Origin of the sequence: Streptomyces sp. NPDC005722 (genome assembly GCF_040630935.1) — a bacterium.
GTDB lineage: Bacteria > Actinomycetota > Actinomycetes > Streptomycetales > Streptomycetaceae > Actinacidiphila.
Map to the genome: position 1 here is coordinate 200,353 of NZ_JBEXYN010000004.1, position 20,963 is coordinate 221,315.

13 protein-coding genes are annotated in these 20,963 nt (G+C 74.7%); 8 read left to right on the forward strand and 5 right to left on the reverse strand.

The genetic code is table 11. The annotated features are described in order from the left end of the window. Positions 1-165: 165 nt before the first annotated feature. Positions 166-978 (forward strand): GntR family transcriptional regulator, encoded by an 813-nt coding sequence (locus tag ABZ479_RS06910; RefSeq protein ID WP_500460406.1) that lies wholly within the window; start codon positions 166-168, stop codon positions 976-978. 3 nt (positions 979-981) lie between these two features. Here the strand turns inward: ABZ479_RS06910 and ABZ479_RS06915 are convergent, their stop codons facing one another. Continuing rightward, the gene (locus ABZ479_RS06915; protein WP_500460407.1) at positions 982-1,761 is read right to left on the reverse strand and encodes a hypothetical protein; all 780 of its coding nucleotides are present in this window, start codon (positions 1,759-1,761) and stop codon (positions 982-984) included. Positions 1,762-2,363: 602 nt separating this feature from the next. Next, on the reverse strand, positions 2,364-4,010 hold the full coding sequence (locus ABZ479_RS06920) for a PucR family transcriptional regulator (protein WP_500460408.1): 1,647 nt from the start codon (positions 4,008-4,010) through the stop codon (positions 2,364-2,366). Positions 4,011-4,279: 269 nt separating this feature from the next. Here ABZ479_RS06920 and ABZ479_RS06925 point away from each other — a divergent pair, with 269 nt between their 5' ends. From ABZ479_RS06925 to ABZ479_RS06945, 5 genes are all read left to right on the forward strand, one after another. Continuing rightward, positions 4,280-5,167, forward strand: a complete 888-nt coding sequence (locus ABZ479_RS06925; protein ID WP_500460409.1) for an FAD binding domain-containing protein — start codon at positions 4,280-4,282, stop codon at positions 5,165-5,167. Next, a complete protein-coding gene (locus ABZ479_RS06930) occupies positions 5,158-5,718 on the forward strand; it encodes a (2Fe-2S)-binding protein (RefSeq protein WP_500460410.1) in 561 nt (186 codons plus the stop codon). Before ABZ479_RS06925 ends, ABZ479_RS06930 begins: the two co-directional genes overlap by 10 nt. 5 nt (positions 5,719-5,723) lie before the next feature. Further along, complete coding sequence (gene pucD, locus ABZ479_RS06935) at positions 5,724-8,105, forward strand: xanthine dehydrogenase subunit D (protein ID WP_500460411.1); 2,382 nt, start codon at positions 5,724-5,726, stop codon at positions 8,103-8,105. Between the two features lie 144 nt (positions 8,106-8,249). Continuing rightward, entirely contained in the window at positions 8,250-9,725 is a 1,476-nt protein-coding gene (locus tag ABZ479_RS06940; RefSeq protein WP_500460412.1) for an NCS2 family permease, read from the forward strand. Positions 9,726-9,739: 14 nt separating this feature from the next. Further along, positions 9,740-10,915 carry an XdhC family protein gene (locus ABZ479_RS06945; protein WP_500460413.1) on the forward strand — a complete coding sequence of 392 codons (1,176 nt, stop codon included), beginning with the start codon at positions 9,740-9,742 and terminating at the stop codon, positions 10,913-10,915. 1,152 nt (positions 10,916-12,067) lie between these two features. Here ABZ479_RS06945 and ABZ479_RS06950 read toward each other — a convergent pair. Further along, positions 12,068-14,764: a SpoIIE family protein phosphatase gene (locus ABZ479_RS06950; protein ID WP_500460414.1), complete on the reverse strand. Its 2,697-nt coding sequence runs from the start codon at positions 14,762-14,764 to the stop codon at positions 12,068-12,070. A gap of 75 nt (positions 14,765-14,839) precedes the next feature. Here ABZ479_RS06950 and ABZ479_RS06955 point away from each other — a divergent pair, with 75 nt between their 5' ends. Next, positions 14,840-15,949: a winged helix DNA-binding domain-containing protein gene (locus ABZ479_RS06955; protein WP_500460415.1), complete on the forward strand. Its 1,110-nt coding sequence runs from the start codon at positions 14,840-14,842 to the stop codon at positions 15,947-15,949. 116 nt (positions 15,950-16,065) lie between these two features. Here the strand turns inward: ABZ479_RS06955 and ABZ479_RS06960 are convergent, their stop codons facing one another. Further along, positions 16,066-16,626 (reverse strand): NADPH-dependent FMN reductase, encoded by a 561-nt coding sequence (locus ABZ479_RS06960; RefSeq protein ID WP_499601545.1) that lies wholly within the window; start codon positions 16,624-16,626, stop codon positions 16,066-16,068. A 117-nt stretch (positions 16,627-16,743) separates the two neighbouring features. On the opposite strand from ABZ479_RS06960, the gene ABZ479_RS06965 reads away from it, so the two are divergent. Beyond that, a complete protein-coding gene (locus ABZ479_RS06965) occupies positions 16,744-17,253 on the forward strand; it encodes a MarR family winged helix-turn-helix transcriptional regulator (protein ID WP_500460417.1) in 510 nt (169 codons plus the stop codon). An 864-nt stretch (positions 17,254-18,117) separates the two neighbouring features. On the opposite strand, the gene ABZ479_RS06970 is transcribed toward ABZ479_RS06965, so the two are convergent. Further along, positions 18,118-20,922, reverse strand: coding sequence for a helix-turn-helix transcriptional regulator (locus ABZ479_RS06970; protein ID WP_500460418.1), 2,805 nt, complete (start codon positions 20,920-20,922; stop codon positions 18,118-18,120). Between the last annotated feature and the right edge of the window lie 41 nt (positions 20,923-20,963).

Consider the following 20,963-nt stretch of genomic DNA (forward strand, 5'->3'; position numbering starts at 1 on the left):
GGGAGAAAGATCCACATGAGGGGTGCCATACCTCGGGCGATCTTGCTCCGGGCGGAGCCGTCACTCCGGGGGCTCGAAGCCGGTCGCCGAGCGTGTTGCAATAGAGGGCGGCGCACATTCCCCGCGGGAGTGCGCCAGCGCACACGACTGCCCGAAGGAGCCCCTGTGGAGTACGCCCCCCGCGCCCAGCGGCGCCCCGCGGCGCCCACCGCCGCGGCCCCCGGGCTGCCCCCCGGTCACGACGAGCGGGTCCGGGGCGCCCACCCGCACGCCGACCCCGGCACCGGGGCCGCCCCGGAGCGCGACGAGGGGTTCCCCCGGCCGCGCCGGATGCCCGAGCGGCACACCGTGCGGGACCAGGTCCTGCGCGCCCTGCGCGGCGCCCTGCTCACCGGCGAGCTGCGCCCCGGGGCCGTGTACTCCGCGCCCGCGCTCGCCGAGCGCTTCGGCGTCTCCGCCACCCCGGTGCGCGAGGCGATGCAGCTGCTGGCCCGCGAGGGCGCCGTGGAGGCCATGCCGAACAAGGGCTTCCGGGTCGCCGAGCGCAGCAGGCGGGACCTCGCCGAGCTCGCCGAGGTGCGCGCGCTCCTGGAGGTCCCCGTCGTGCTGCGGATGGCCCGCACCCTTCCCGCGTCCCGCTGGGAGCAGCTGCGCCCGCTCGCCGAGGCCACGGTGGCCGCCGCGGCCCTCGGCGACCGCGCCGCCTACGCCGAGGCGGACCGGGTCTTCCACCGTGCCCTGCTGGAGCTGTCCGGCAACCGGCAGCTCGTGGCCGTGGCGGACGAGCTGCACCGCAGGTCGCAGTGGCCGGTCACCGAGGACCACGGCCACGCCCGCCCCGGCGCGGCGCCGGTGCGTGGCATCAGCTCCCGCCTGGTCGCCGACGCCACGCAGCACGCGGCACTGCTGGAGGCACTGGTCTCCGGCGACCTCGCCGCCGTCGAGTCACTGGTGCGGGAGCACTTCTCCGGGGCGTGACGCTCAGCCCGCGTCCCCCGCCGCCTCCGGCTCCAGCTCCCGGGCGAGCCACACGGGCACACCGCCCAGCGTCCGGAACAACCGCGCCGCCTCCGCGCGCAGCCGCTCCGCCTCCGGCTCCGGCGACACCCCGGCCAGCGCCGTCAGGGCCGGCGCGACCCCGACCGCGTAGCCGAGCTCCACCCGGATCCGCAGCGACTCGGCGAACCCGTGCCGCGCCTCGGCGACGTCCCCGTCACGGGCCGCCAGCCCGGCCAGGTGCCGCCAGGTGTACGAGGTCAACAGCACGTCGTCGTGGGCGACCGCCCCCGCGTGCGCCCGGCGGTACGCGGCCCGTGCCGCGGCCGGGTCGTCGCCCAGGTTCTCCGCGACCAGACCGCGCCGGAAGTCCAGCAGCGGCCGCCCGGCCGCCCCCGGCGCCAGCAGCGCCGCACTGCGCATCAGCGCCGCCCGCGCCTCGTCCGCCCGGTCGCGGAGCCCGAAGAGCGTCGCCAGGTACGCCAGGTTGCCGCGTTCGCAGGCGGCCTCGCCGCGCTCGTCGTCCGTACGGGCCAGGGCCTCCGCCGTGCGCAGCGCGTCCTCGGCCTCCGCCCAGCCGTCCAGGGTGAACATGCAGCGCTCGATCAGCAGCGCCGCCCGCCGGGTCGCCTCCGCCGGCAGCCGCTCCGCGTGCGGGGCGAGCAACAGCGCGGCCTCCGTCCAGCAACCGCGGCCCCGCAGCCGCGTCACGTCGGGCGGCGTTCCGCCACCCGGCGCGTTCGGTCCCACCTCTGCGTCCGACATGGCGGTGTCCGCCACTTGCCCTCCCCGAAGCGCGTCATTGAGCCGGTTGGGCGGAAGTCCAGCACGACACCGGGTGCCACGCCAAGAGGGCGGACGGCGCGTGATCGAATTCCTGCCCGTCTTCGGCACCGCCCACCCGCAACTCCCGCGCCTCCGGGGCGCATCCGGTGGGGCGCGTGATGTTCACCCGTACCGGTGGGGCCGTGTCGACGCGTGGTGCGTCGTCCGGCGCACCTGATCCGGTTTTCCGGGACGGGGGCGGCCGGTCCGGGGACGTGCGCTCGCGCGCGGTTCGCCCGTCAGGTCGCCGCGCAGCGGCGCGATGCGAGGACGGAGCCCACCACGCGTTCCGGCGCGGGACCCTCCCGTCCCGCCGCCGGGGGAAGGACCGTCATGTCGCCGCACCCGCTGTACCCGCCGAGGACGACCTGAACGCCCCTGCGGATGCGGGCCGCTGCGCACGTGCGGCACCTGCCGGTCCGAGCCGGTCAGCCTCCGCCCCGTGTTCGGCGGCCCGTCCGGCGTCGAGGGTCCCGGCCGGGCGGGGACGCGCAGGCCGGGGCCGGGGCTGCATGGGTATCCTCGCCAGGCCGGCGGCGGAGTCAGCTCATCCGCAGGGCGAGGAAGAAGTCGAGCTTGTCCTCCAGGCGCGACAGGTCGCGGCCCGTCAGTTGCTCGATCCTGCCGATGCGGTAGCGCAGAGTGTTGACGTGCAGATGCAGCCGGTTCGCGCAGCGCGTCCAGGAGCCGTCGCACTCGAGGAAGGCCTCGAGCGTGGGGATGAGCTCCGCGCGGTGGCGCCGGTCGTAGGCGCGCAGCGGGTCCAGGAGCCGGGCGGTGAAGGCGCGGCGGACGTCGTCCGGGACGAACGGCAGCAGCAGGACGTGGGAGGCCAGTTCCTCGTGGCCGGCGACGCAGACCCGGCCCTGGCGGGCCGCGGCGACGCGGCGGGCGTGGCGGGCCTCCTCCAGAGCGCCGCGCAGCCCGTCGGCGGAGTGGACGGCGGCGCTGACGCCGATCGTGAGCCGCCCGTCGCCGTCGAGGCCCCGGGTGAGGGGTCCGCGCAGGACGGAGAGCAGGCCCTGGGCGGACAGTTCCGGGGCGGCGCCGTCGGACTCCAGCGACGACAGCGGGACGAGGGCCAGCGCCTCCTCGCCGGTGTGGGCGACGGCGAGGCGGTCGGCCGGGTCGGGGCCCACCGCGGCAGGGTCGACCAGCGCCTCCTCCAGCAGGGACTGGGCGACCGGGCCGGCCGCGGGCCCGCCGCCCGCCCAGTCGACGCGGGCGACGACGACCTGCCAGTGCGGCGCGGTGCCCAGGCCCGGAACCAGTACGGGTGCGGCCACGCGCAGCCGGGCGGCGATCTCGCCCGGCGGCGCGCCGGTCTGCACGAGGTCCATCACCTCGGCGGCGAGCCGGCGGCGCACGGTGCGCGCGGCGTCCCGCCGGTCGCGCTCGACGGCGATGAGCTGCGTGACGCCGTCCAGCAGGTCCAGGCGCTCGGCTGGCCAGTCGCCCGCGTCCGCGTCGACGGCCAGGAACCAGTCGGAGAGCAGGGTGCCGCGGAGGTCGTCGTCCGGGTCGCCGCTGCGGATCGGGAAGAGCGCGTAGTGGCGGCCCTCGGTGTAGGCGCGGTGCGGCGAGGGGCGGCCGGTCCGCGTGGCGGCGAGGTGCTCGCCGGCCAGTTCGGCCCGTACGGCGGCGGGCAGCGGGTGGTCGGAGCCGGCGATCCGGCGCCCGGTCGTGGACAGCACCCAGGCCCGCAGGTCGAGGTCGCTGCCGAGCAGGTCCAGGACGGCGTCGGGACCGCCGCCCTCGGGCCCGGAGGTCATCAGCCGGCGGTGCCGCTCGACCACGGCGGCCAGGTCCCCGGCGCGCTCGGTCGACACCTGACGTACGACGTGCTCGGTGATGGCGGCGAAGGCGACGTCCTCGTCGACCGCGAAGAGCGGCAGCCGATGCCGGGCGCAGGCCAGCACCAGGTCGTCAGGGACGGAGCCCAGCTCGGCCTCGCCGGCCGCGAGACCGGCGACGCCGGCCGCGGCGAGGATCCGCACGAAGCGCTCCGAGTCCTCCGGCCGGCGGCGCCACGCCAGCCCGGTCAGCACCAGTTCGCCGCCGGAGAGGTAGCGGCTGGGGTCCTTCAGGTCGGTGGTCATCACGCCACGGACCGTGCGGTCCAGCTCCTCCTCGCCGCCGAGCAGCCGCAGGCCGAGGGCATGGGTGTCCAGCAGTGCGCGCAGCCGCATCGTCGTCGCCTTGTCTCGAGCGCTTCCTCGTCCGAACCGGTACCAGGGTGGCGCCCGCCCGGTCGCATCGGTGTTGCCGCGTCGATGCCGACAGGTTTCGGATCCGCGTCTTTCGGAGGAATCTACAAGACCAGCTTAGCGACCAGCGAAGTGCTTCATGTGTTCGGTGACTGCACCCGGCACCCCGCCCGGTCGTGTACTGGGTCACACAGCGCGCACAGGACATGGAACAGCCCCATCCCGTCCCCCCGAGGAAGAAGAGAGCGCTCATGGACTTCCTGCGTCCCGCGACCTGGGAGGAGGCCCTCGCCGCCAAGGCGGAGCACCCCACGGCCGTCCCCATCGCGGGTGGCACCGACGTGATGGTCGAGATCAACTTCGACCACCGCCGGCCCGATGTCCTGCTGGACCTGAACCGGGTCGGCGAGCTGTACGAGTGGGAGGTGGGGGAGGAGACCGTACGGCTGGGCGCCGCGGTCCCCTACACCCGCGTCATCGAGGCCCTGGGCGGCGAACTGCCCGGCCTCGCGCTCGCCGCCCGCACCGTGGGCTCCCCGCAGATCCGCAACCGCGGCAGCGTCGGCGGCAACCTCGGCGCCGCCTCCCCGGCCGGGGACTCGCACCCGCCGCTGCTCGCCGCCGGCGCCGAGGTGGAGGCGGTGTCCGTACGCGGTACCCGGCTCATCCCGGTCGAGGAGTTCTACACCGGGGTGAAGCGCAACGCCCTCGCCCCGGACGAGCTGATCCGCGCCGTGCACATCGCCAAGGCCGACGGCCCCCAGCAGTTCTCCAAGGTCGGCACCCGCAACGCCATGGTCATCGCGGTCTGCGCCTTCGGCCTGGCCCTGCACCCGGCCACCCGCACGGTGCGCACCGGCATCGGCTCGGCCGCCCCCACCCCGGTCCGCGCCACCACGGCCGAGGAGTTCCTGAACGCGGCGCTGGAGGAGGAGGGCCTGTGGGACAGCGGCAGGACCCTGCCGCCGTCCGTGGCCCGCGAGTTCGCCGAGCTGGTCGCCGCCTGCGCCAGCCCCATCGACGACGTGCGCGGCAGCGCCGCCTACCGCCGCCACGCCCTCCAGGTGATGGCCCGCCGCACCCTCGGCTGGACCTGGGACGCCTACCGCGGCGACGAGAGGAGCTCCCGATGCGCGTGACCTTCACCGTCAACGGACGGCGCCAGGAGGCCGACGACGTGTGGGAGGGCGAGAGCCTGCTGTACGTCCTGCGCGAGCGCATGGGCCTGCCCGGCTCCAAGAACGCCTGCGAGCAGGGCGAGTGCGGCTCCTGCACGGTACGGCTCGACGGGGTGCCGGTGTGCGCCTGCCTGGTCGCGGCCGGCCAGGTGCAGGACCGGGAGGTCGTGACCGTCGAGGGACTGGCGGACTTCGCCAAGGAGCGCGACACCGGCGAGGCGGGGCCCGGCACCGACCCGGGCGCCGCACAGCGGTGGCAGGCACGCCCCGCGGGCCCGGCCGGCGAACTGTCGCCGGTCCAGCAGGCCTTCGTCGACGCCGGAGCCGTCCAGTGCGGCTTCTGCACCCCGGGCCTGCTGGTCGCCGCGGACGAACTGCTCGAACGCAACGCCCAGCCCACCGACGCCGACATCCGCGAGGCCCTGTCGGGCAACCTGTGCCGCTGCACCGGCTACGAGAAGATCCTCGACGCGGTCCGCCTCGCGGCCGCCCGCACCGGGACGGAGGGCTGACCGCGATGGGCGTGACCCGGACCCCCACCCCCACCACGCAGGGCAGCGAGAGCCGCGGCGGCATCGGCGAGTCCACGCTGCGCCCGGACGGCGTCCTGAAGACCACCGGTGAGTTCGCCTACGCCTCCGACCTGTGGCACGAGGACATGCTGTGGGGCCACACCCTGCGCAGCCCCCACGCGCACGCCGAGATCGTCTCCCTCGACGTCTCGCGGGCGCTGGCGCAGCCCGGCGTGTACGCCGTGCTCACCTACGACGACCTGCCCACCGACGTGCGGCACTACGGCCTGGAGATCCAGGACACCCCCGTCCTCGCCCACGGCCGGGTACGCCACCACGGCGAACCGGTGGCGCTCGTCGCCGCCGACCACCCCGAGACCGCCCGCCGCGCCGCCGCGAAGATCGACGTCGAGTACCGGCAACTGCCCGTCGTCGTCGACGAGGCGACGGCCACCGCCCCGGACGCGCCGCTGCTCCACGAGGGCCGCACCGACCACCACAGCGGCCACGTACCGCACCCCAACGTCGTGCACCGCCAGCCGATCGTCCGTGGCGACGCCGACGCGGCCGCCCGGCGCGCCGACGTCATCGTCACCGGGGACTACGAGGTCGGCATGCAGGACCAGGCCTTCCTGGGCCCCGAGTCCGGCCTCGCCGTGCCCGCCGAGGACGGCGGCGTCGACCTCTACATCGCCACCCAGTGGCTGCACGCCGACCTCCGCCAGATCGCCCCCGTCCTCGGCCTGCCCGAGGAGAAGGTCCGCATGACGCTCTCCGGCGTCGGCGGCGCCTTCGGCGGGCGCGAGGACCTGTCGATGCAGATCCACGCCTGCCTGCTGGCGCTGCGCACCGGCAAGCCCGTCAAGATGGTCTACAACCGCTTCGAGTCCTTCTTCGGGCACGTCCACCGGCACCCCGCCAAGCTGCACTACGAGCACGGCGCCACCCGCGACGGGAAGATCACCCACATGCGGTGCCGCATCGTGCTGGACGGCGGCGCCTACGCCTCCTCCTCGCCGGCCGTCGTCGGCAACGCCTCCTCGCTCAGCGCCGGCCCGTACGTCATCGACGACGTCGACATCGAGGCCCTCGCGCTCTACACCAACAACCCGCCCTGCGGCGCCATGCGCGGCTTCGGCGCGGTCCAGGCCTGCTTCGCCTACGAGGCGCAGATGGACAGGCTCGCCGCCGCGCTCGACATGGACCCGGTGGAGTTCCGGCGGCTCAACGCCATGTCGCAGGGCGCCGTCATGCCCACCGGACAGGTCGTCGACTCCCCGGCGCCCGTCGCCGAACTGCTGCGCCGCGTCAAGGCGATGCCGATGCCGCCCGAGCGGGAGTGGGAGAGCGCCGGCGGCGCCGTGGACGTCCGCGGGCTGCCCGGCGGGCTGTCCAACACCACCCACGGCGAGGGCGTCGTCCGGGGCGTCGGCTACGCCGTCGGCATCAAGAACGTCGGCTTCTCCGAGGGCTTCGACGACTACTCCACCGCCCGCGTCCGCCTGGAGGTGCTCGCCGGCCGGCCGGTCGCCACCGTCCACACCGCGATGGCCGAGGTCGGCCAGGGCGGCGTCACCGTCCACGCCCAGATCGCCCGCACCGAACTCGGCGTCACCCAGGTCACCATCAACCCCGCCGACACCCGGGTCGGTTCGGCCGGCTCCACCTCCGCCTCCCGGCAGACGTACGTCACCGGCGGCGCGGTGCGGCACACCTGCGAGGCGGTGCGCGAACGCGTCCTGGACATGGGCCGGGCCAGGTTCGGCAGCAACCACCCCGCCTGGGCCACCGCCGAACTCCTGCTGGAGGGCGGCAAGGTCGTCACCGACGGCGGGGAGGTGCTGGCCGACCTCGCCGAGGTGCTGGGCGACGAGACGATCGACGTCGAACGGGAGTGGCGGCACCGCCCCACCGAGCCCTTCGACCTGCGCACCGGCCAGGGCCGCGGGCACGTGCAGTACTCCTTCGCCGCGCACCGCGCCGTCGTGGACGTCGACACCGAACTCGGCCTCGTCAAGGTCGTCGAACTCGCCTGCGCGCAGGACGTCGGCAAGGCGCTCAACCCGCTGTCGGTCATCGGCCAGATCCAGGGCGGCACCACCCAGGGCCTCGGCCTGGCCGTCATGGAGGAGATCCTCGTCTCCGACCGCGCCACCGTCCGGAACCCGTCCTTCACCGACTACCTCATCCCCACCATCCTCGACACGCCGCCCATCCCCGTCGACGTGCTCGAACTCGCCGACGACCACGCCCCGTACGGGCTGCGCGGCGTCGGCGAGGCCCCGACCCTGTCCTCCACCCCGGCCGTCGTCGCCGCCATCCGCGCGGCGACCGGACTCGCCCTCGGCCGCGTACCGGTCCGGCCGGAGCACCTGACCGGTACGTGAGGCAGCGCCGTCCGGCGCCGTCCGGCGCCGGGCGGTCACACCGCACCACTCTCGGGCCGTCCCCCGGTCGTGCTGCGGACCATCCCAAATCCCGTACGGCACAAGCCGTCCGGGTGCCCCTGTGAACCTTGGGAGTGGCACCGCATGACCCAGTCGACCCCGTCAGCCACACACGCAACCGCCCCCGCCTCCGCCCCCGTCCCCGGCGCCGCGCCCCCGCCCCGGCCAGGCGGCCGGGACCGGCTCGACCGGTACTTCCACATATCCGACCGCGGCTCCACCGTCGCCCGCGAACTCCGCGGGGGCCTGACGACCTTCATGGCGATGGCCTACATCCTGCTGCTCAACCCGCTGCTGCTGTCCGGCCCCGACGTCGACGGCCACCGGCTCGGCCAGACCGGGCTGATCACGGCGACCGCGCTCGCCGCCGCCGTCTCCACCCTCCTCATGGGCCTCGTCGGCAAGGTGCCGCTCGCCCTCGCCGCGGGACTCTCCGTCTCCGGCGTGCTCGCCGCACAGGTCGCCCCGCACATGACCTGGCCCCAGGCGATGGGGATGTGCGTCCTGTACGGCCTGGTGATCGTGCTCCTCGTGGTCTCCGGACTGCGCGAGGTCATCATGAACGCGATCCCGCTGCCGCTCAAACACGGGATCACCATCGGCATCGGCATGTTCATCGCCCTGATCGGGCTGGTCAACGCCGGGTTCGTGGGCCGCGGCGAGGGCAGCCCGCTGACCCTGGGCGCCGGCGGGCAACTGGCCGGCTGGCCCGTGCTGGTCTTCTGCGTCACCCTGCTGTTGATCTTCATGCTGCAGGCGCGCGAGGTCCCCGGTGCCATCCTCATCGGCATCGTGACCGGCACCGTCCTCGCCGTGACCGTCCACGCGGCCGGCGGCACCGACGCCGAGGTGTGGGGGCTGACCGTCCCCGAACTGCCCGGCCACGTCGTCTCCGCACCCGACTTCGGGCTGTTCGGGCACGTCGAGTTCGGCGGCTGGGAGCACATCGGGGCGCTGGGCGCCGGCATGATCGTCTTCACGCTCGTCCTGGCCGGCTTCTTCGACGCGATGGCCACCATCATCGGCGTCGGCACGGAGGCGAAGCTCGCCGACGACAAGGGACGCATGCCGGGGCTCGGCAAGGCCCTGTTCGTCGACGGCGCGGGCGGCGCGATCGGCGGCGCCTGCGGCGCCTCCGGGCAGACCGTCTTCGTCGAGTCCGCGACCGGGGTCGGCGAGGGCGCCCGCACGGGCCTGTCGTCCGTGGTCACCGGCCTCCTCTTCGCCGCCGGGCTGTTCCTCACCCCGCTGGCGCAGGTCGTCCCCGGCCAGGTCGCCGCGGCGGCCCTGGTCGTGATCGGCGCCATGATGATGGGCAACGCCCGGCACGTCGACTGGGGCGACCGCTCGGTCGCCGTGCCCGTCTTCCTCACCGTGGCCCTGATGCCCTTCACCTACTCCATCACCGCCGGGGTCGGCGCCGGCGTCATCGCGTACACCGCGATCAAGTCCGCCCAGGGCCGGTTCCGTGAGCCCGGGATCCTCATGTGGGTGCTCACGGCCGTCTTCGTCGTCCACTTCGCCCTGCACCCCCTGGAAGGCTGGCTCGGCGTCAGCTAGAAGGAGTCCCCGCCATGCTGGACATCGCCGACGAACTCACCCGCTGGTCCGCGCAGGGCCGGCCGTACGCCGTCGCCACCGTCGTCGCGGTCGGCGGCAGCGCACCGCGGCAGCCCGGCGCGGCGCTCGCCGTCGACGCCGGCGGCACCGCCGTCGGCAGCGTGTCCGGCGGCTGCGTCGAGGGCGCCGTCTACGAGCTCTGCCAGGAGGTGCTGGAGACCGGCGAGCCATTGCTCCGGAGCTTCGGCTACGCCGACGACGACGCCTTCGCCGTGGGGCTGACCTGCGGCGGGGTCATCGACGTCTTCGTCCAGCGGGTCGCGCCCGGGACGCAGGCGCGGCCGGAGCTCGCCGGTGCGCTGGCCGCCGCCTCCCGGGGGGAGGCGGCGGCGCTGGCCAGGGTCGTGGCCGGGCCCGCCGGCCTGCCCGGCCGGGCCCTGCTGGTGCGTCCCGGCGGGGCGTACGAGGGCACCCTCGGTGACCCGGAACTGGACCGCACTGCCGCGGCCGAGGCGCACGCCCTGCTGAACGCGGGCCGCACCGGGGTTGTCGGGCTCGGCGTAGGTGCCGGTGCGGGTGCGGGTGCCGGTGCCGGCCTCGGCGGCATCGGTGCGGAGGGTGGGCGCTGTGGCGAGCCGCTCAGGCTGCTGGTCGAGGCCAGCATCCCGCCGCCGCGCCTGCTGGTGTTCGGGGCGATCGACTTCGCCGCCGCCCTGGTGCGGGTCGGCACGTTCCTCGGCTACCGGGTGAGCGTCTGCGACGCACGCCCGGTCTTCGCGACGGCCGGGCGCTTCCCGGAGGCGGACGAGGTCGTCGTGGAGTGGCCGCACCGGTACCTGGAGCGCACCCCGGTCGACGGCCGCACCGTCGTGTGCGTCCTCACGCACGATGCCAAGTTCGACGTGCCCCTGCTGGAGCGGGCCCTGCGCATGCCCGTCGCGTACGTCGGTGCCATGGGGTCCCGGCGCACCCATGCGGACCGCCTGGGCCGGCTGCGCGACGCGGGCCTCGGCGAGGCCGAACTGGGGCGGCTGCGCAGCCCGATCGGCCTCGACCTCGGTGCGCGCACCCCGGAGGAGACGGCGTTGTCCATCGCGGCGGAGTTCGTGGCGCACCGGGGTGGGGGGACGGGGCGGCCGCTTACGGATGTGACCACGCCGATTCATCCCGTGGGGTTGTGCGGGGTGTGAGCCTGCGGCGCCATTGGGGGCGGCGGTTGTTGTTGCGGCCGGTGGGTTGTGTGCGGGTTGTTTGTGGCTGAGGTTGGGGCTTTTCCCCCGCCCTCCCGCCCGATTGCCCGGCGCGATTGGTGCGGGCCTGCGCACCTCGTTGTGGGGTCGGCGCCGCGCCGGCGCACGTCCTCAACGCTCGCGGTTTACCCCAACATCCTCGGGCGCCGGGTCCGCCGCTCGTCTCCCCCAGCCTTCGGCCGGGGGGACCCCCATGGGCGCACCCCGACACACCCCCTCCCGTCGTATGGGCGCACAACGGCCGGTGGGGGGTACGAGGGCAGCCCAGGGCACCCCGAACCGCTCTCTGACCCCCACGGCCCCACGGTGCAAGCCCGCATCATTCGGCACCGCGTATGCCGCTCGTCTTCCTCAGTCTTCGGCCAGGGGGAGCACCCCGACACCCCCCCCTCCCGAGGTACGGGCGCACGACGGCCGGTGGGGGGGCATAGGGGCAGCCCGGGGTTGCCCCGAACCGCCCTGTGGCCCCCTACGGCCCTACGGTTCGAGCCCACGGTGGCCATCCGGCCTTCTCAGACCGCTCTGGTGGAGGTCGATGGGGTCCGGCACGAAGGCCCACCTTCGCGAGCCCGGGGATGAGGACTCCCAGACCGTCCTCATCGACACCCGCTTGGCCCGCCACGGCTCCGAGGTTCCAGCTCGGAGTGCTCCGTATCGGGTCTACCGCTCGCCCCCAGCCTGCGGCCAGGGGGAGCACCCCCGTCACGGCCCTTACCCCTTGTGTGGGCGCAGGGTGTCCCGTTGGGGGTGTGTCGGACAGGTGCGGTGACCCCGGCTGCCTTGTGACCTCCCACCGGCCGTTGGTCGCTGTCGATTCGGAGGGGGTGGGGTCGGAGGGGTGGGCGTTCTGGACGCTGACGTGTATTTGATGTGCGGCAGCGACGGCACCGACGAGTGGTGCCCGTCATGCACATAAATATGCGGTACAGGATGCCCACCCCGGAGGCCCCGCCCCCGGCCCACCCATGCACAGTGCGCAGGCCCGCACCAATCGCGCCGGGCAATCGGGCGGGAGGGCGGGGAAACAGCCCGCCGCAGGCGCAAACAAACCGCACACAACAACGGGCCGCAACCACGGACCCCGGGCGCACGCTACCGCAGCTGCTGCTCGGCCCAGATCACCTTCCCCTCGGCCGTGTAGCGCGTCCCCCAGCGCTCCGCGAACTGCGACACGAGGAACAGCCCCCGCCCGCCCTCGTCCGTCGCGGCCGCGTACCGCAGGTGCGGGGAGGTGCTGCCGGCGTCGGAGACCTCGCAGACCAGCACCTGGTCGAGGATCAGCCGGACCTTGATGGGCTCGGCCCCGTACCGGATCGCGTTGGTGATGAGCTCGCTGAGCACCAGCTCCGTCGTGAAGGACAGGTCCTCCAACCCCCAGGCGCTCAACTGCCGCTGGACCGCCGCGCGCACCCCGGAGACCGCGGCCGGGTCGCTGGGCACGTCCCAGTCGGCGACGTGGCCGGGGTCGAGGACGCGGGTGCGGGCGACGAGGAGTGCGATGTCGTCGCCGGGCCGGTCGGGCAGCATGGCCTTGAACACGTCGCGGCAGGTGTCCTCGGGGTCGCGGCCCGCCTCGGACAGGGAGCGGCGCAGGAGTTCCAGGCCCTCGTCGATGTCCCGGTCGCGGTCCTCCACGAGGCCGTCGGTGTAGAGCACCAGGCTGCTGCCCTCGGGCAGCGTCAGCTCCACGGCCTCGAAGGGCAGTCCGCCCAGGCCCAGCGGGGGCCCGGCCGGTACGTCGGGGAACTCGACGGTCCCGTCGGGGTGGACGACCGCGGGGAGCAGGTGCCCGGCGCGGGCCATCGCGCAGGTGCCGGACACCGGGTCGTAGACGGCGTACAGGCAGGTGGCGCCCGCGACGGTGGTGCCCGCGGGGGCGGTGCCGTCGCCGGTGGGACCGGACTCGTTCTGGTCGATGCGGCCGACCAACTCGTCCAGGTGCACCAGCAGTTCGTCCGGCGGAAGGTCCAGCGTGGTGAAGTTGTGCACAGCGGTCCGCAGCCGCCCCATGGTGGCGGCCGCGTGCAGCCCGTGCCCGACGACGTCGCCGACCACGAGGGCGACCCGTGCCCCGGGCAGGGGGAGGACGTCGAACCAGTCGCCGCCGACCCCCGCCTGCGCGGGCAGGTACCGGTAGGCGGCCTCCAGTGCGGTCAGCCGCGGCAACTCCCTCGGTAGCAGGCTGTGCTGGAGGGTGACCGCCATGGTGTGCTCGCGGGTGTAGCGGCGGGCGTTGTCGACGCACACCGCGGCCCGCGCCGCGAGTTCCTCGGCGAGCTTGAGGTCCTCCTCGTCGAACGGCTCCGGGGCCTGCGAGCGCCAGAAGTTCACCATGCCGAGGAGCACGCCGCGGGCGCTGAGCGGGGCGCAGATCAGCGAGTGGATGCCGAAGCCGACGACCTTCGCGCTGCGCTGCGGGTCCTGCGCCTGCCAGCCGGGGGAGTCCGCGAGCCGGGGCTCCAGGACGGCCCGGCCGCCGGCGATGCCGGCCGCCTGCGGACTGGACGGCACGAAATGCAGCGGGTGCCCCGTGGGGTACAGCGGGTGGTCGTCGCGGATCCCGCTCACCGCGACCCGGCGCATCTCCACCGACGGGTCCGGCCGCGGCTCGTCGCCGCGCAGCACCCGTACCGCGAGGTCCACGGTGACGTAGTCGGCGAAGCGCGGCACCGACACCTGCGCCAGTTCCTCCGCGGTCCTGGTGATGTCCAGCGTGGTGCCGATGCCCATGCTCGCGTCGTACAGCAGCCGCAGCCGGGTCCTGGCGGTCTCGACGCGCCCGGACAGCGCCCGCAGTTCGGTGGCGTCACGCAGGGTCGCCACGCTGCCCGGCGGGCCGCCGTTGCGGTCGGTGTGGCGGTTGTTGAGCACCAGCAGCCGGCCCCCGGCCGGCAGCACCTCGTCGGTCGTGTCACGGCCGGAGGCCAGCAGTTCGCGGGCGCGCTCGTCCAGGCCGAGCCCGGTGACGGGCCGGCCCTCCGCGTCGGCGGGCAGGTCCAGCAGCCGTCGCGCCTCGTCGTTGGCGAGCAGCAGCCGCCGGTCGCCGTCGAGGATGAGGACGCCCTCGCGCACGGCGTGCAGCACGGCGTCGTGGTGCTCGTACATGCGCGTCATCTCGACGGGGCCGAGGCCCCTGGTCTGCCGGGTGAGCCGCCTGGCGATCAGCCAGCTGCCGGCGGTGGCGAGGGCCAGCACCGCCGCCGAGAAGCCCAGCAGGACCGGCAGTTGCTCGTTGACCGCGCCGCTGACCTTGGCGATGGTGATGCCGGAGGACACGATGCCGACGACCCTGCCCCGGTCGTCGAGCACCGGCACGTTCGCCTGCACCAGCGGGCCGATGGTGCCCACGATGCTCTCGGTGACCACCTGGCCGCGCAGGGCGGGACCGATGTTCCCGACGAACTTCTTGCCGATGCGGTCGGGTTTGGGGTGCGTGTAGCGGATCCCCTGCAGGTCCGTCACCACGATGAAGTCCACCCCGGAGCGCCGGCGCGCCTGTTCGGCCTTCGGCTGCAGCACCGCGGTGGGGTCGGGCGAGGCGAGCGCCGCCGCCAGGCCCGGCGAGCTCGCGAAGGTCGTGGCCACCGCCACCGACCGGTTGCGGGCCTCCTGTTCGCTGTCGTGCCGCGCCTGCACGACGAGTTCGACGACGGCGGCGGCGACCAGCAGGACGACGACCACGACCTGCAGCAGGAAGACCTGCCCGGCCACGCTGCGCCCGGCCAGCGGCGCTCGCAGCCCCCGCTCCGGTGGTTTCCTCGAGGGGCGATGATCGCTCGGCCCGGCCATAGGCTATGTCTACACTCCCGGGCACTGCCGGGGCGACCGTTACCCCCGAGTTGTTCGTGGCCGTACGGTGTCCGCATGCGCAGGACGACACCGGGGGCCGTGCTGGGCCGCCGTACGCTCAACAGGGCCCTGCTGGACCGGCAACTGCTGCTGGGGCGGTCGGGGATGAGCGCCGTGGAGGCGGTCGGGCATCTGGTGGGCCTTCAGTCGCAGGCCCCGCACGCGGCGTACGCCGCCCTGTGGACCCGGCTGGAGGGCTTCGCCTTCGGCGACCTGTCGCGGCTGCTGCTGGACCGCGCGGTGGTGCGGATCGCGCTGCTGCGCGGCACCGTCCATCTGGTCACCGCGGACGACGCGTTGCGGCTGCGGCCGGTGCTGCAGCCGCTGCTGGACCGGCAGATCGCCCAGGGCTCCTGGGGTCCGGGGGTGCGCGGGGTGGACCGCGACGAGGCCGTCGCCGCCTGCCGGGAGCTGGTCGAGGCGGAGCCGCGTACCCCGGGGGAGCTGCGCGAACTGCTCGGCCCGCGCTGGCCGGACGCCGATCCGGCGTCGCTCGCCAACGCGCTGCGCAACTGGCTGCCGCTGGTGCAGGTGCCGCCGCGCGGCGTGTGGGGGGTGTCCGGGCGGACCGCGTACACCACGGCCGATGCCTGGCTCGGACGTCCCCCGGTCGCGCCCCCCGACCCGCGGGCGCTGGTGCGCCGCTACCTGGCGGCCTTCGGGCCCGCCTCCGTCGCCGACGCGCAGAAGTGGTCGGGGCTCACGGGGCTGCGGGAGGTCTTCGCCGCGATGGGACTGCGCGGCTACCGCGACGAGGAGGGCCGGGTGCTGTACGACGACCCGGACGCCGCGCCGCTGCCCGATCCGGACCTGCCGGTGGGCGCCCGCTTCGTCGCCGACTTCGACAACCTGGTGCTCTCGCACGCCGACCGTTCGCGGATCCTGGCGCGGGAGCACGTGCGGAGGGTGATGACGGCCAACGGCATCGTCCGCGGCACGGTCCTCGTCGACGGCTTCGTGGGCGGCACCTGGAGCACCGGGCGGGCGCGTGGTTCCGCCGTGGTCACGGTCGTGCCGTTCGCGCCGCTCGCCGCCGCCGACCGTGACGCGCTGGAGGCCGAGGGCAGACGGCTGCTCGCCGCCTCCGACCCGGAGGCGGACCACCACGACGTGCGCTTCGCCTGAGGGGAGCGGGCGGCACGGCGGGGCCGGGCGGGGGATCGTTCCGCCCGGCCCCGGGCCCCGCCTCCCCGCCCGGTCGCCGGCCGGTGCGGGCCGGGCGACCGGGGACGGCGCGGAGTTCAGCCGCGCAGCGGAGCGAGGGCGCGGCTCCAGTCGATGACCTCGTCGATGAGGGTCGACAGGCTCGCGGCCTGGTGCTCGCCGGGGGCGAACTCGCTGAAGTTGACGAAGTCGGTGAAGAGGGAGAGCGCGACCTGGGTGCGCACGTCGGCCATCTTCAGCTCGCCGGCGATCAGGCGCAGGTGCTCGGCGGCGCGGGCGCCGCCCACGGAGCCGTAGGACACGACGCCCAGCGCCTTGTGGTTCCACTCGGCGAACAGGTAGTCGATGGCGTTCTTCAGCACGCCCGAGGTGGAGTGGTTGTACTCCGGGGTGATGAAGATGAAGCCGTCGAAGCTGCCGATCTTGGCGGCCCACTCCTTGGTGTGGCTGTTCTGGTACTGGCCCATGGCCGGCGGGATCGGCTCGTCGAGGTGGGGGAGCGGGTAGTCGGCGAGGTCCACGAGCTCGAAGGTGGCGTCGCCGCTGTGCTGGGCGGCCTGCTCGACGACCCAGTGCGCGACCTTCTCGCCGTTGCGGCCGGGGCGGGTGCTGCCGAGGATGATGCCGATCCTGGTCATGAGGCGTGTTTCCCGATCTGTGTGGTGCGGGGTATGAATTGAAGCTTCAACTTGAAGCTTCAAGTGCACAGTAACAGATCGAATTGAAGCTTCAAGCGGTCCGATAGCCTGTGCGGCATGACGAAGAACACAGCGGCACCGCCCTCGCCCGCCGCTGCGGAGCCGCGCTGGCTGCGCGGCGGCGAGCTGGCCGCGTGGATGTCGATGGCCCGCGTCATCGCGCGGCTCCTGCCGGCCCTGGAGCGCGAGCTGGAGCGCGACGCGGACCTGAACTGGATGGAGTACCACGTCCTCGCGATGCTCTCCGAGCAGGAGCGGCACACCATCAGGATGAGCGTGCTCGCGGACCGCGCGAGCTCCTCCCTGTCCCGGCTGTCGCACGTGGTGCGGCGCCTGGAGCACCAGGGCTTCGTCCGCCGCGAGACGGACCCCGGGGACGGCCGCTACACGCTGGCGATCCTCACGCCCGAGGGGTACGAGAAGCTGGTGGCTTCCGCTCCCGCGCACGTCGAGGCCGTGCGCCGGATGGTCCTGGACCCGCTGGACCCGGGCGAGCTGGTGGCCCTCAAGCCCGTCTTCGACCGGATCTACGCCGCCGTGGACGCCGCCGAGCGCGGCGGCCGCTGATGTGGAGGGGGGTCGCTGCGGGCGGCTCGTGACAGCCCGCAGCGACCCCCGGCTCGGCCTGACCCGCCGGGTCAGGAGTTCGTCCGGACCGTGCCCTGCGACGCGCACCCGGCCGGCGGTGGGCTTCCTCACGCGGGGTGAGCCCTGACGCGGGCCCCTCAGGATGCCGGTGGGGGGAACGCACGGGTCGCCGGTGGGGGCGGCGCTGCATCCCGCGCGTGACGGCACGGCCCGGCCCGGCGTCTTCGCCGGCGACCGCTGACGAGGGGCGAGTTGGCGCACGTGCACTCGAGGGACGGGGCAACCTGCTTGCTCTGTGCGGGACCCAGGCTAGGGACGCGGCCCGGGCACCCCAATGAGGGAAAGCCCCTGACCCGGTTGCGTAGGGAAACCCCTCGGTCACATCACGTGTTCGCCCGCGAGCCGGTACCGACCCTGCCGTGGGCCCGGTCCGGGGCCGGACCGCGTTCGTCTGCGGGCTGTGGTGCCGGCTGGGCGGCGGACGATGTGCGTCCGGGAGGTGTGTGGTGCGGGCTCGCGGCTGGTGGCGTGCTCGGGGAGGGGCGCGGTCCTGCGTGGTGGGGTCCGGCTCCGGTGGGCGCCAGCCCGCGCGCCGTCCGCGGGTCCGACGACACGGCCGGTCCGGGCCGCCCCGACGGTTCCACCCGCCGGTGTGGGGTGTGGCGGTCGTGGGGTGCGTTCTCCGGCGGCGTGCTTGTTGTCGCCTTTGTGGTTCCTCATGCCGTGCGGTCGGTGGCGCTTTCCGGGACGGGTCTGGGTGCCCGGTGTGCCCGGGGCGCGTCCGCCCGCCGGTGAGGGGCGGGGCGGACGCGGGGTCCGGGTCCGGGGGGCGCCTTCGCCGGCTCAGCCGGCGCGGCGGCCCGCCGCGAGGCGGACGATGTCGACGCGCGAGCGGATGCCGAGCTTGCGGTAGACCCGGGTCAGGGTCGCCTCGACCGTCTTGACGCTGATGAAGAGCGTGGCGGCGATCTCCCGGTTGGTGGCGCCCTCCAGGACGAGCGCGGCCACCTGGCGTTCCATCGAGGCCAGGCCGTCCAGCTCCGGCGCCGCCGCCGCCGCGGGGGGCGCCGGGGCCGGGCCCACCAGTTCCAGCCAGGGCAGGGCCTTGGACCGCCGGAACAGCCGGGCGGCCTCGTCCAGTGCCGCGCGGGCCGCGCCGCGGTTGCGCCGGTCCGCCTCGACCTGGGCCAGCGCGAAGACGGCGCGGGCCTCCTCCAGGCCGTAGCCGAGCGCCGCGAGCCGCTGCCGGGCCCCGGTCAGCACCGCCACCGCGCCGTCGCTGTCGCCGCGGGCGGCGAGCAGCATCCCCTCGGCGCGCTCCAGGACGGCCAGGATGCTCTGCCGTCCCAGCCGCAGGGCGTGCCGGCGCGTCTCGTCGACGACCTCCCGCGCCTCCCCGAGCGCGCCGGTCAGGACCAGCGCCTCGGCGAGGTCGCCCTGCCAGCGGCCGCGCGCGGGCTCCGTCACGCCCATCTCGCGCTCCAGCGCGCGCACCCGGCGCAGCGCGTCCACCGCGCCCTGCGGGTCGGCGCCGACCAGCCGCGCGTGCCCGAGCGCGTACAACGCCCGTGTCATGTAGGGCATGTCGCTGTCGGCCTCGGCCCGTCGTACCGCGTCCCCGGCCAGCGACAGCGCGCGTTCCACCGTGCCGCCGGCCGCCTCCGTCAGGGCCGCGATCTGCAGCGCGAAGCCCTCGCCGATGCCGATGTCCTCGGCCAGCCGCAGGCTCTCGCGGGCCAGGTCGAGCGCCGTGCCGCAGCGCCCGGAGCGCAGCTCGATCTCGGCGAGGCTGCGCACCGAGTAGACCTCGGTCTCCACCGCGCCCCGCTGCCGTGCCTCACCGGCCAGCCACGTCAACGCGGCTCGCGCCTCGTCGAGCTGATCCTTCATCAGCAGGTAGCGGGAGCGGATGTAGACCGGGCCGTTGTGGTTCATGGCCACGTCCGGGTCCTGCGGTTCCGCCGAGGCCAGGGCGAGGGTCGCGGGGGCGTCGGGGTGGCCCATGGTCGTCTCGTTGAGCGCCTTGAAGGACAGCGCCAGCAACTCGGTGCGCCGGTCGCCGGCCTGCGCGGCGAGCGCCGCCGAGCGGGCGGCCTCGGCGCGCGCCTCGTGCATCTGGCCGTCCACCAGGGCCCGCCAGGCGAGCTGGTAGCGCACCAGGCCCTGCAGCCGCGGGTCGTCGCCGGCGTCCGCAAGGGCCTGCGGGAAGACGTCGTCGACCTCGGACAGGGCCTGCCCCACCGAGTCGATCACCACGCTCCACGCCCGCACCCGGTCCGCCGGGATCGTGGCGTGGGCCAGCACCTCGCGGGCGGTGGCACGGGCGAGTTCGGGTTCCGCGGCGGTCAGTGCGTCCTCGGCGGCGCGCAGCCGCCGCTCGTCCGCGGTGGGCACCGCGTCCTCGGGGGTGTGCCGGGCGGCCAGCAGGCCGAGTTGGGCGGCCACCGAGGGGGCGCCGCGGGCCCGCGCCTCGTCCGCGGCCTCGGACAGGCTCGCCGCGACCCGTTCGTCCTTGCCGCTCGTCGCCAGCGCCAGGTGCCTGGCCCGCTCGATCGGGTCGCCGGCGGCCGCGGCCAGCGCGGCGTGCGCGCTGCGCCGGTCCTCCGGCGTGGCCTCCGCGTACAGCGCCGCGGAGATCAGCGGATGCGCGAACCGCACCAGTTCGGTGCCGTCGTGGTGGTCCATCTCCACCAGACCGAGGGAGGCCGCCACCCCCGTCTCGCTCTCGGCGTTGGCGCGGCCGGCGCTGCGCAGCGTGGCGAGGGTCGGACGGGCCCCCGCGCTGGCGATGAGCAGCGTGCGGCGGGTCTCCGCGGAGAGCATCTCCAGCCGGTTGAGGACCAGGGCGCGCAGCGAGGTCGGCACGGGCAGCGGCTCACCGGGACGCGGTGGGGTGCGGCTCTCGGCGAGGGCACGGCCGAGCTCCAGGGCGAAGAGCGGATTGCCGCCGCTGGTGCGGTGGATGTCCCGGACGACCGCGCGCGGCAGGCCCGTGTGCCCGCGCCCGTCGAGGAGTTCGGAGACGTCCGGCCGGGACAGCGGCGTCACCCGCAGCGTGAGCACGTCCTGGGGGAAGGCGCGCAGGTAGCGGTCGTGCTGGTCCTGCGGATCGGAGTCGGTGCGTACGGCGCCGAGCACCCGCACCGGCAGCTCGGCGACCCGGCGGGCCGCGAAGGCCAGCAGTTCGGCGCTGGCGGGGTCCATCCACTGCAGGTCGTCCACGACGATCAGCACCGGGCCGTCGGCCGCCAGCGCCCGCAGCACCGACAGCACCGCCAGGCGCAGCGCGAGCCCGTCCCGTTGCAGCGAGGACTCCCCGCGGCCGGTGAGCGCGGACTCCAGCGCGGCCCGCTGCGGTGCGGGCAGGCGGTCGGACACCCGGTCGGCGACCAGGCCGAGCAGATCGACCAGGGCGAGGAAGGGGAGGTGCGATTCGGATTCGGTCGCGGAACAGCGCAGCACCGTGGGCTCGGCGCCGTATTCCTCGGCGAGTGTCCGCAATACGGTGGACTTCCCGATTCCGGCCGGTCCGTACAGCAGCAGGCTGCCCCCCTGGACGAGGTGTCCGCGGGCCCGCGCGAGCACCTCACCTCGCCCGATCACCTGGTCGGGTCGGGGTCTGGCCGGCACGTCGAAGACCTGCTCCACGGTCGCCGCTCCCCTCGTGTCGTGTCCGGGACAATGTTATG

Coding starts and splice junctions, on each gene's coding strand:
- ABZ479_RS06915 (WP_500460407.1), bottom strand. CDS start 1,761: ATGTCGGACGCAGAGGTGGGACCGAACGCGCCGGGTGGCGGAACGCCG.
- ABZ479_RS06925 (WP_500460409.1), top strand. CDS start 4,280: ATGGACTTCCTGCGTCCCGCGACCTGGGAGGAGGCCCTCGCCGCCAAG.
- ABZ479_RS06920 (WP_500460408.1), bottom strand. CDS start 4,010: ATGCGGCTGCGCGCACTGCTGGACACCCATGCCCTCGGCCTGCGGCTG.
- ABZ479_RS06930 (WP_500460410.1), top strand. CDS start 5,158: ATGCGCGTGACCTTCACCGTCAACGGACGGCGCCAGGAGGCCGACGAC.
- ABZ479_RS06960 (WP_499601545.1), bottom strand. CDS start 16,626: ATGACCAGGATCGGCATCATCCTCGGCAGCACCCGCCCCGGCCGCAAC.
- ABZ479_RS06950 (WP_500460414.1), bottom strand. CDS start 14,764: ATGGCCGGGCCGAGCGATCATCGCCCCTCGAGGAAACCACCGGAGCGG.
- ABZ479_RS06945 (WP_500460413.1), top strand. CDS start 9,740: ATGCTGGACATCGCCGACGAACTCACCCGCTGGTCCGCGCAGGGCCGG.
- pucD (WP_500460411.1), top strand. CDS start 5,724: ATGGGCGTGACCCGGACCCCCACCCCCACCACGCAGGGCAGCGAGAGC.
- ABZ479_RS06955 (WP_500460415.1), top strand. CDS start 14,840: ATGCGCAGGACGACACCGGGGGCCGTGCTGGGCCGCCGTACGCTCAAC.
- ABZ479_RS06940 (WP_500460412.1), top strand. CDS start 8,250: ATGACCCAGTCGACCCCGTCAGCCACACACGCAACCGCCCCCGCCTCC.
- ABZ479_RS06965 (WP_500460417.1), top strand. CDS start 16,744: ATGACGAAGAACACAGCGGCACCGCCCTCGCCCGCCGCTGCGGAGCCG.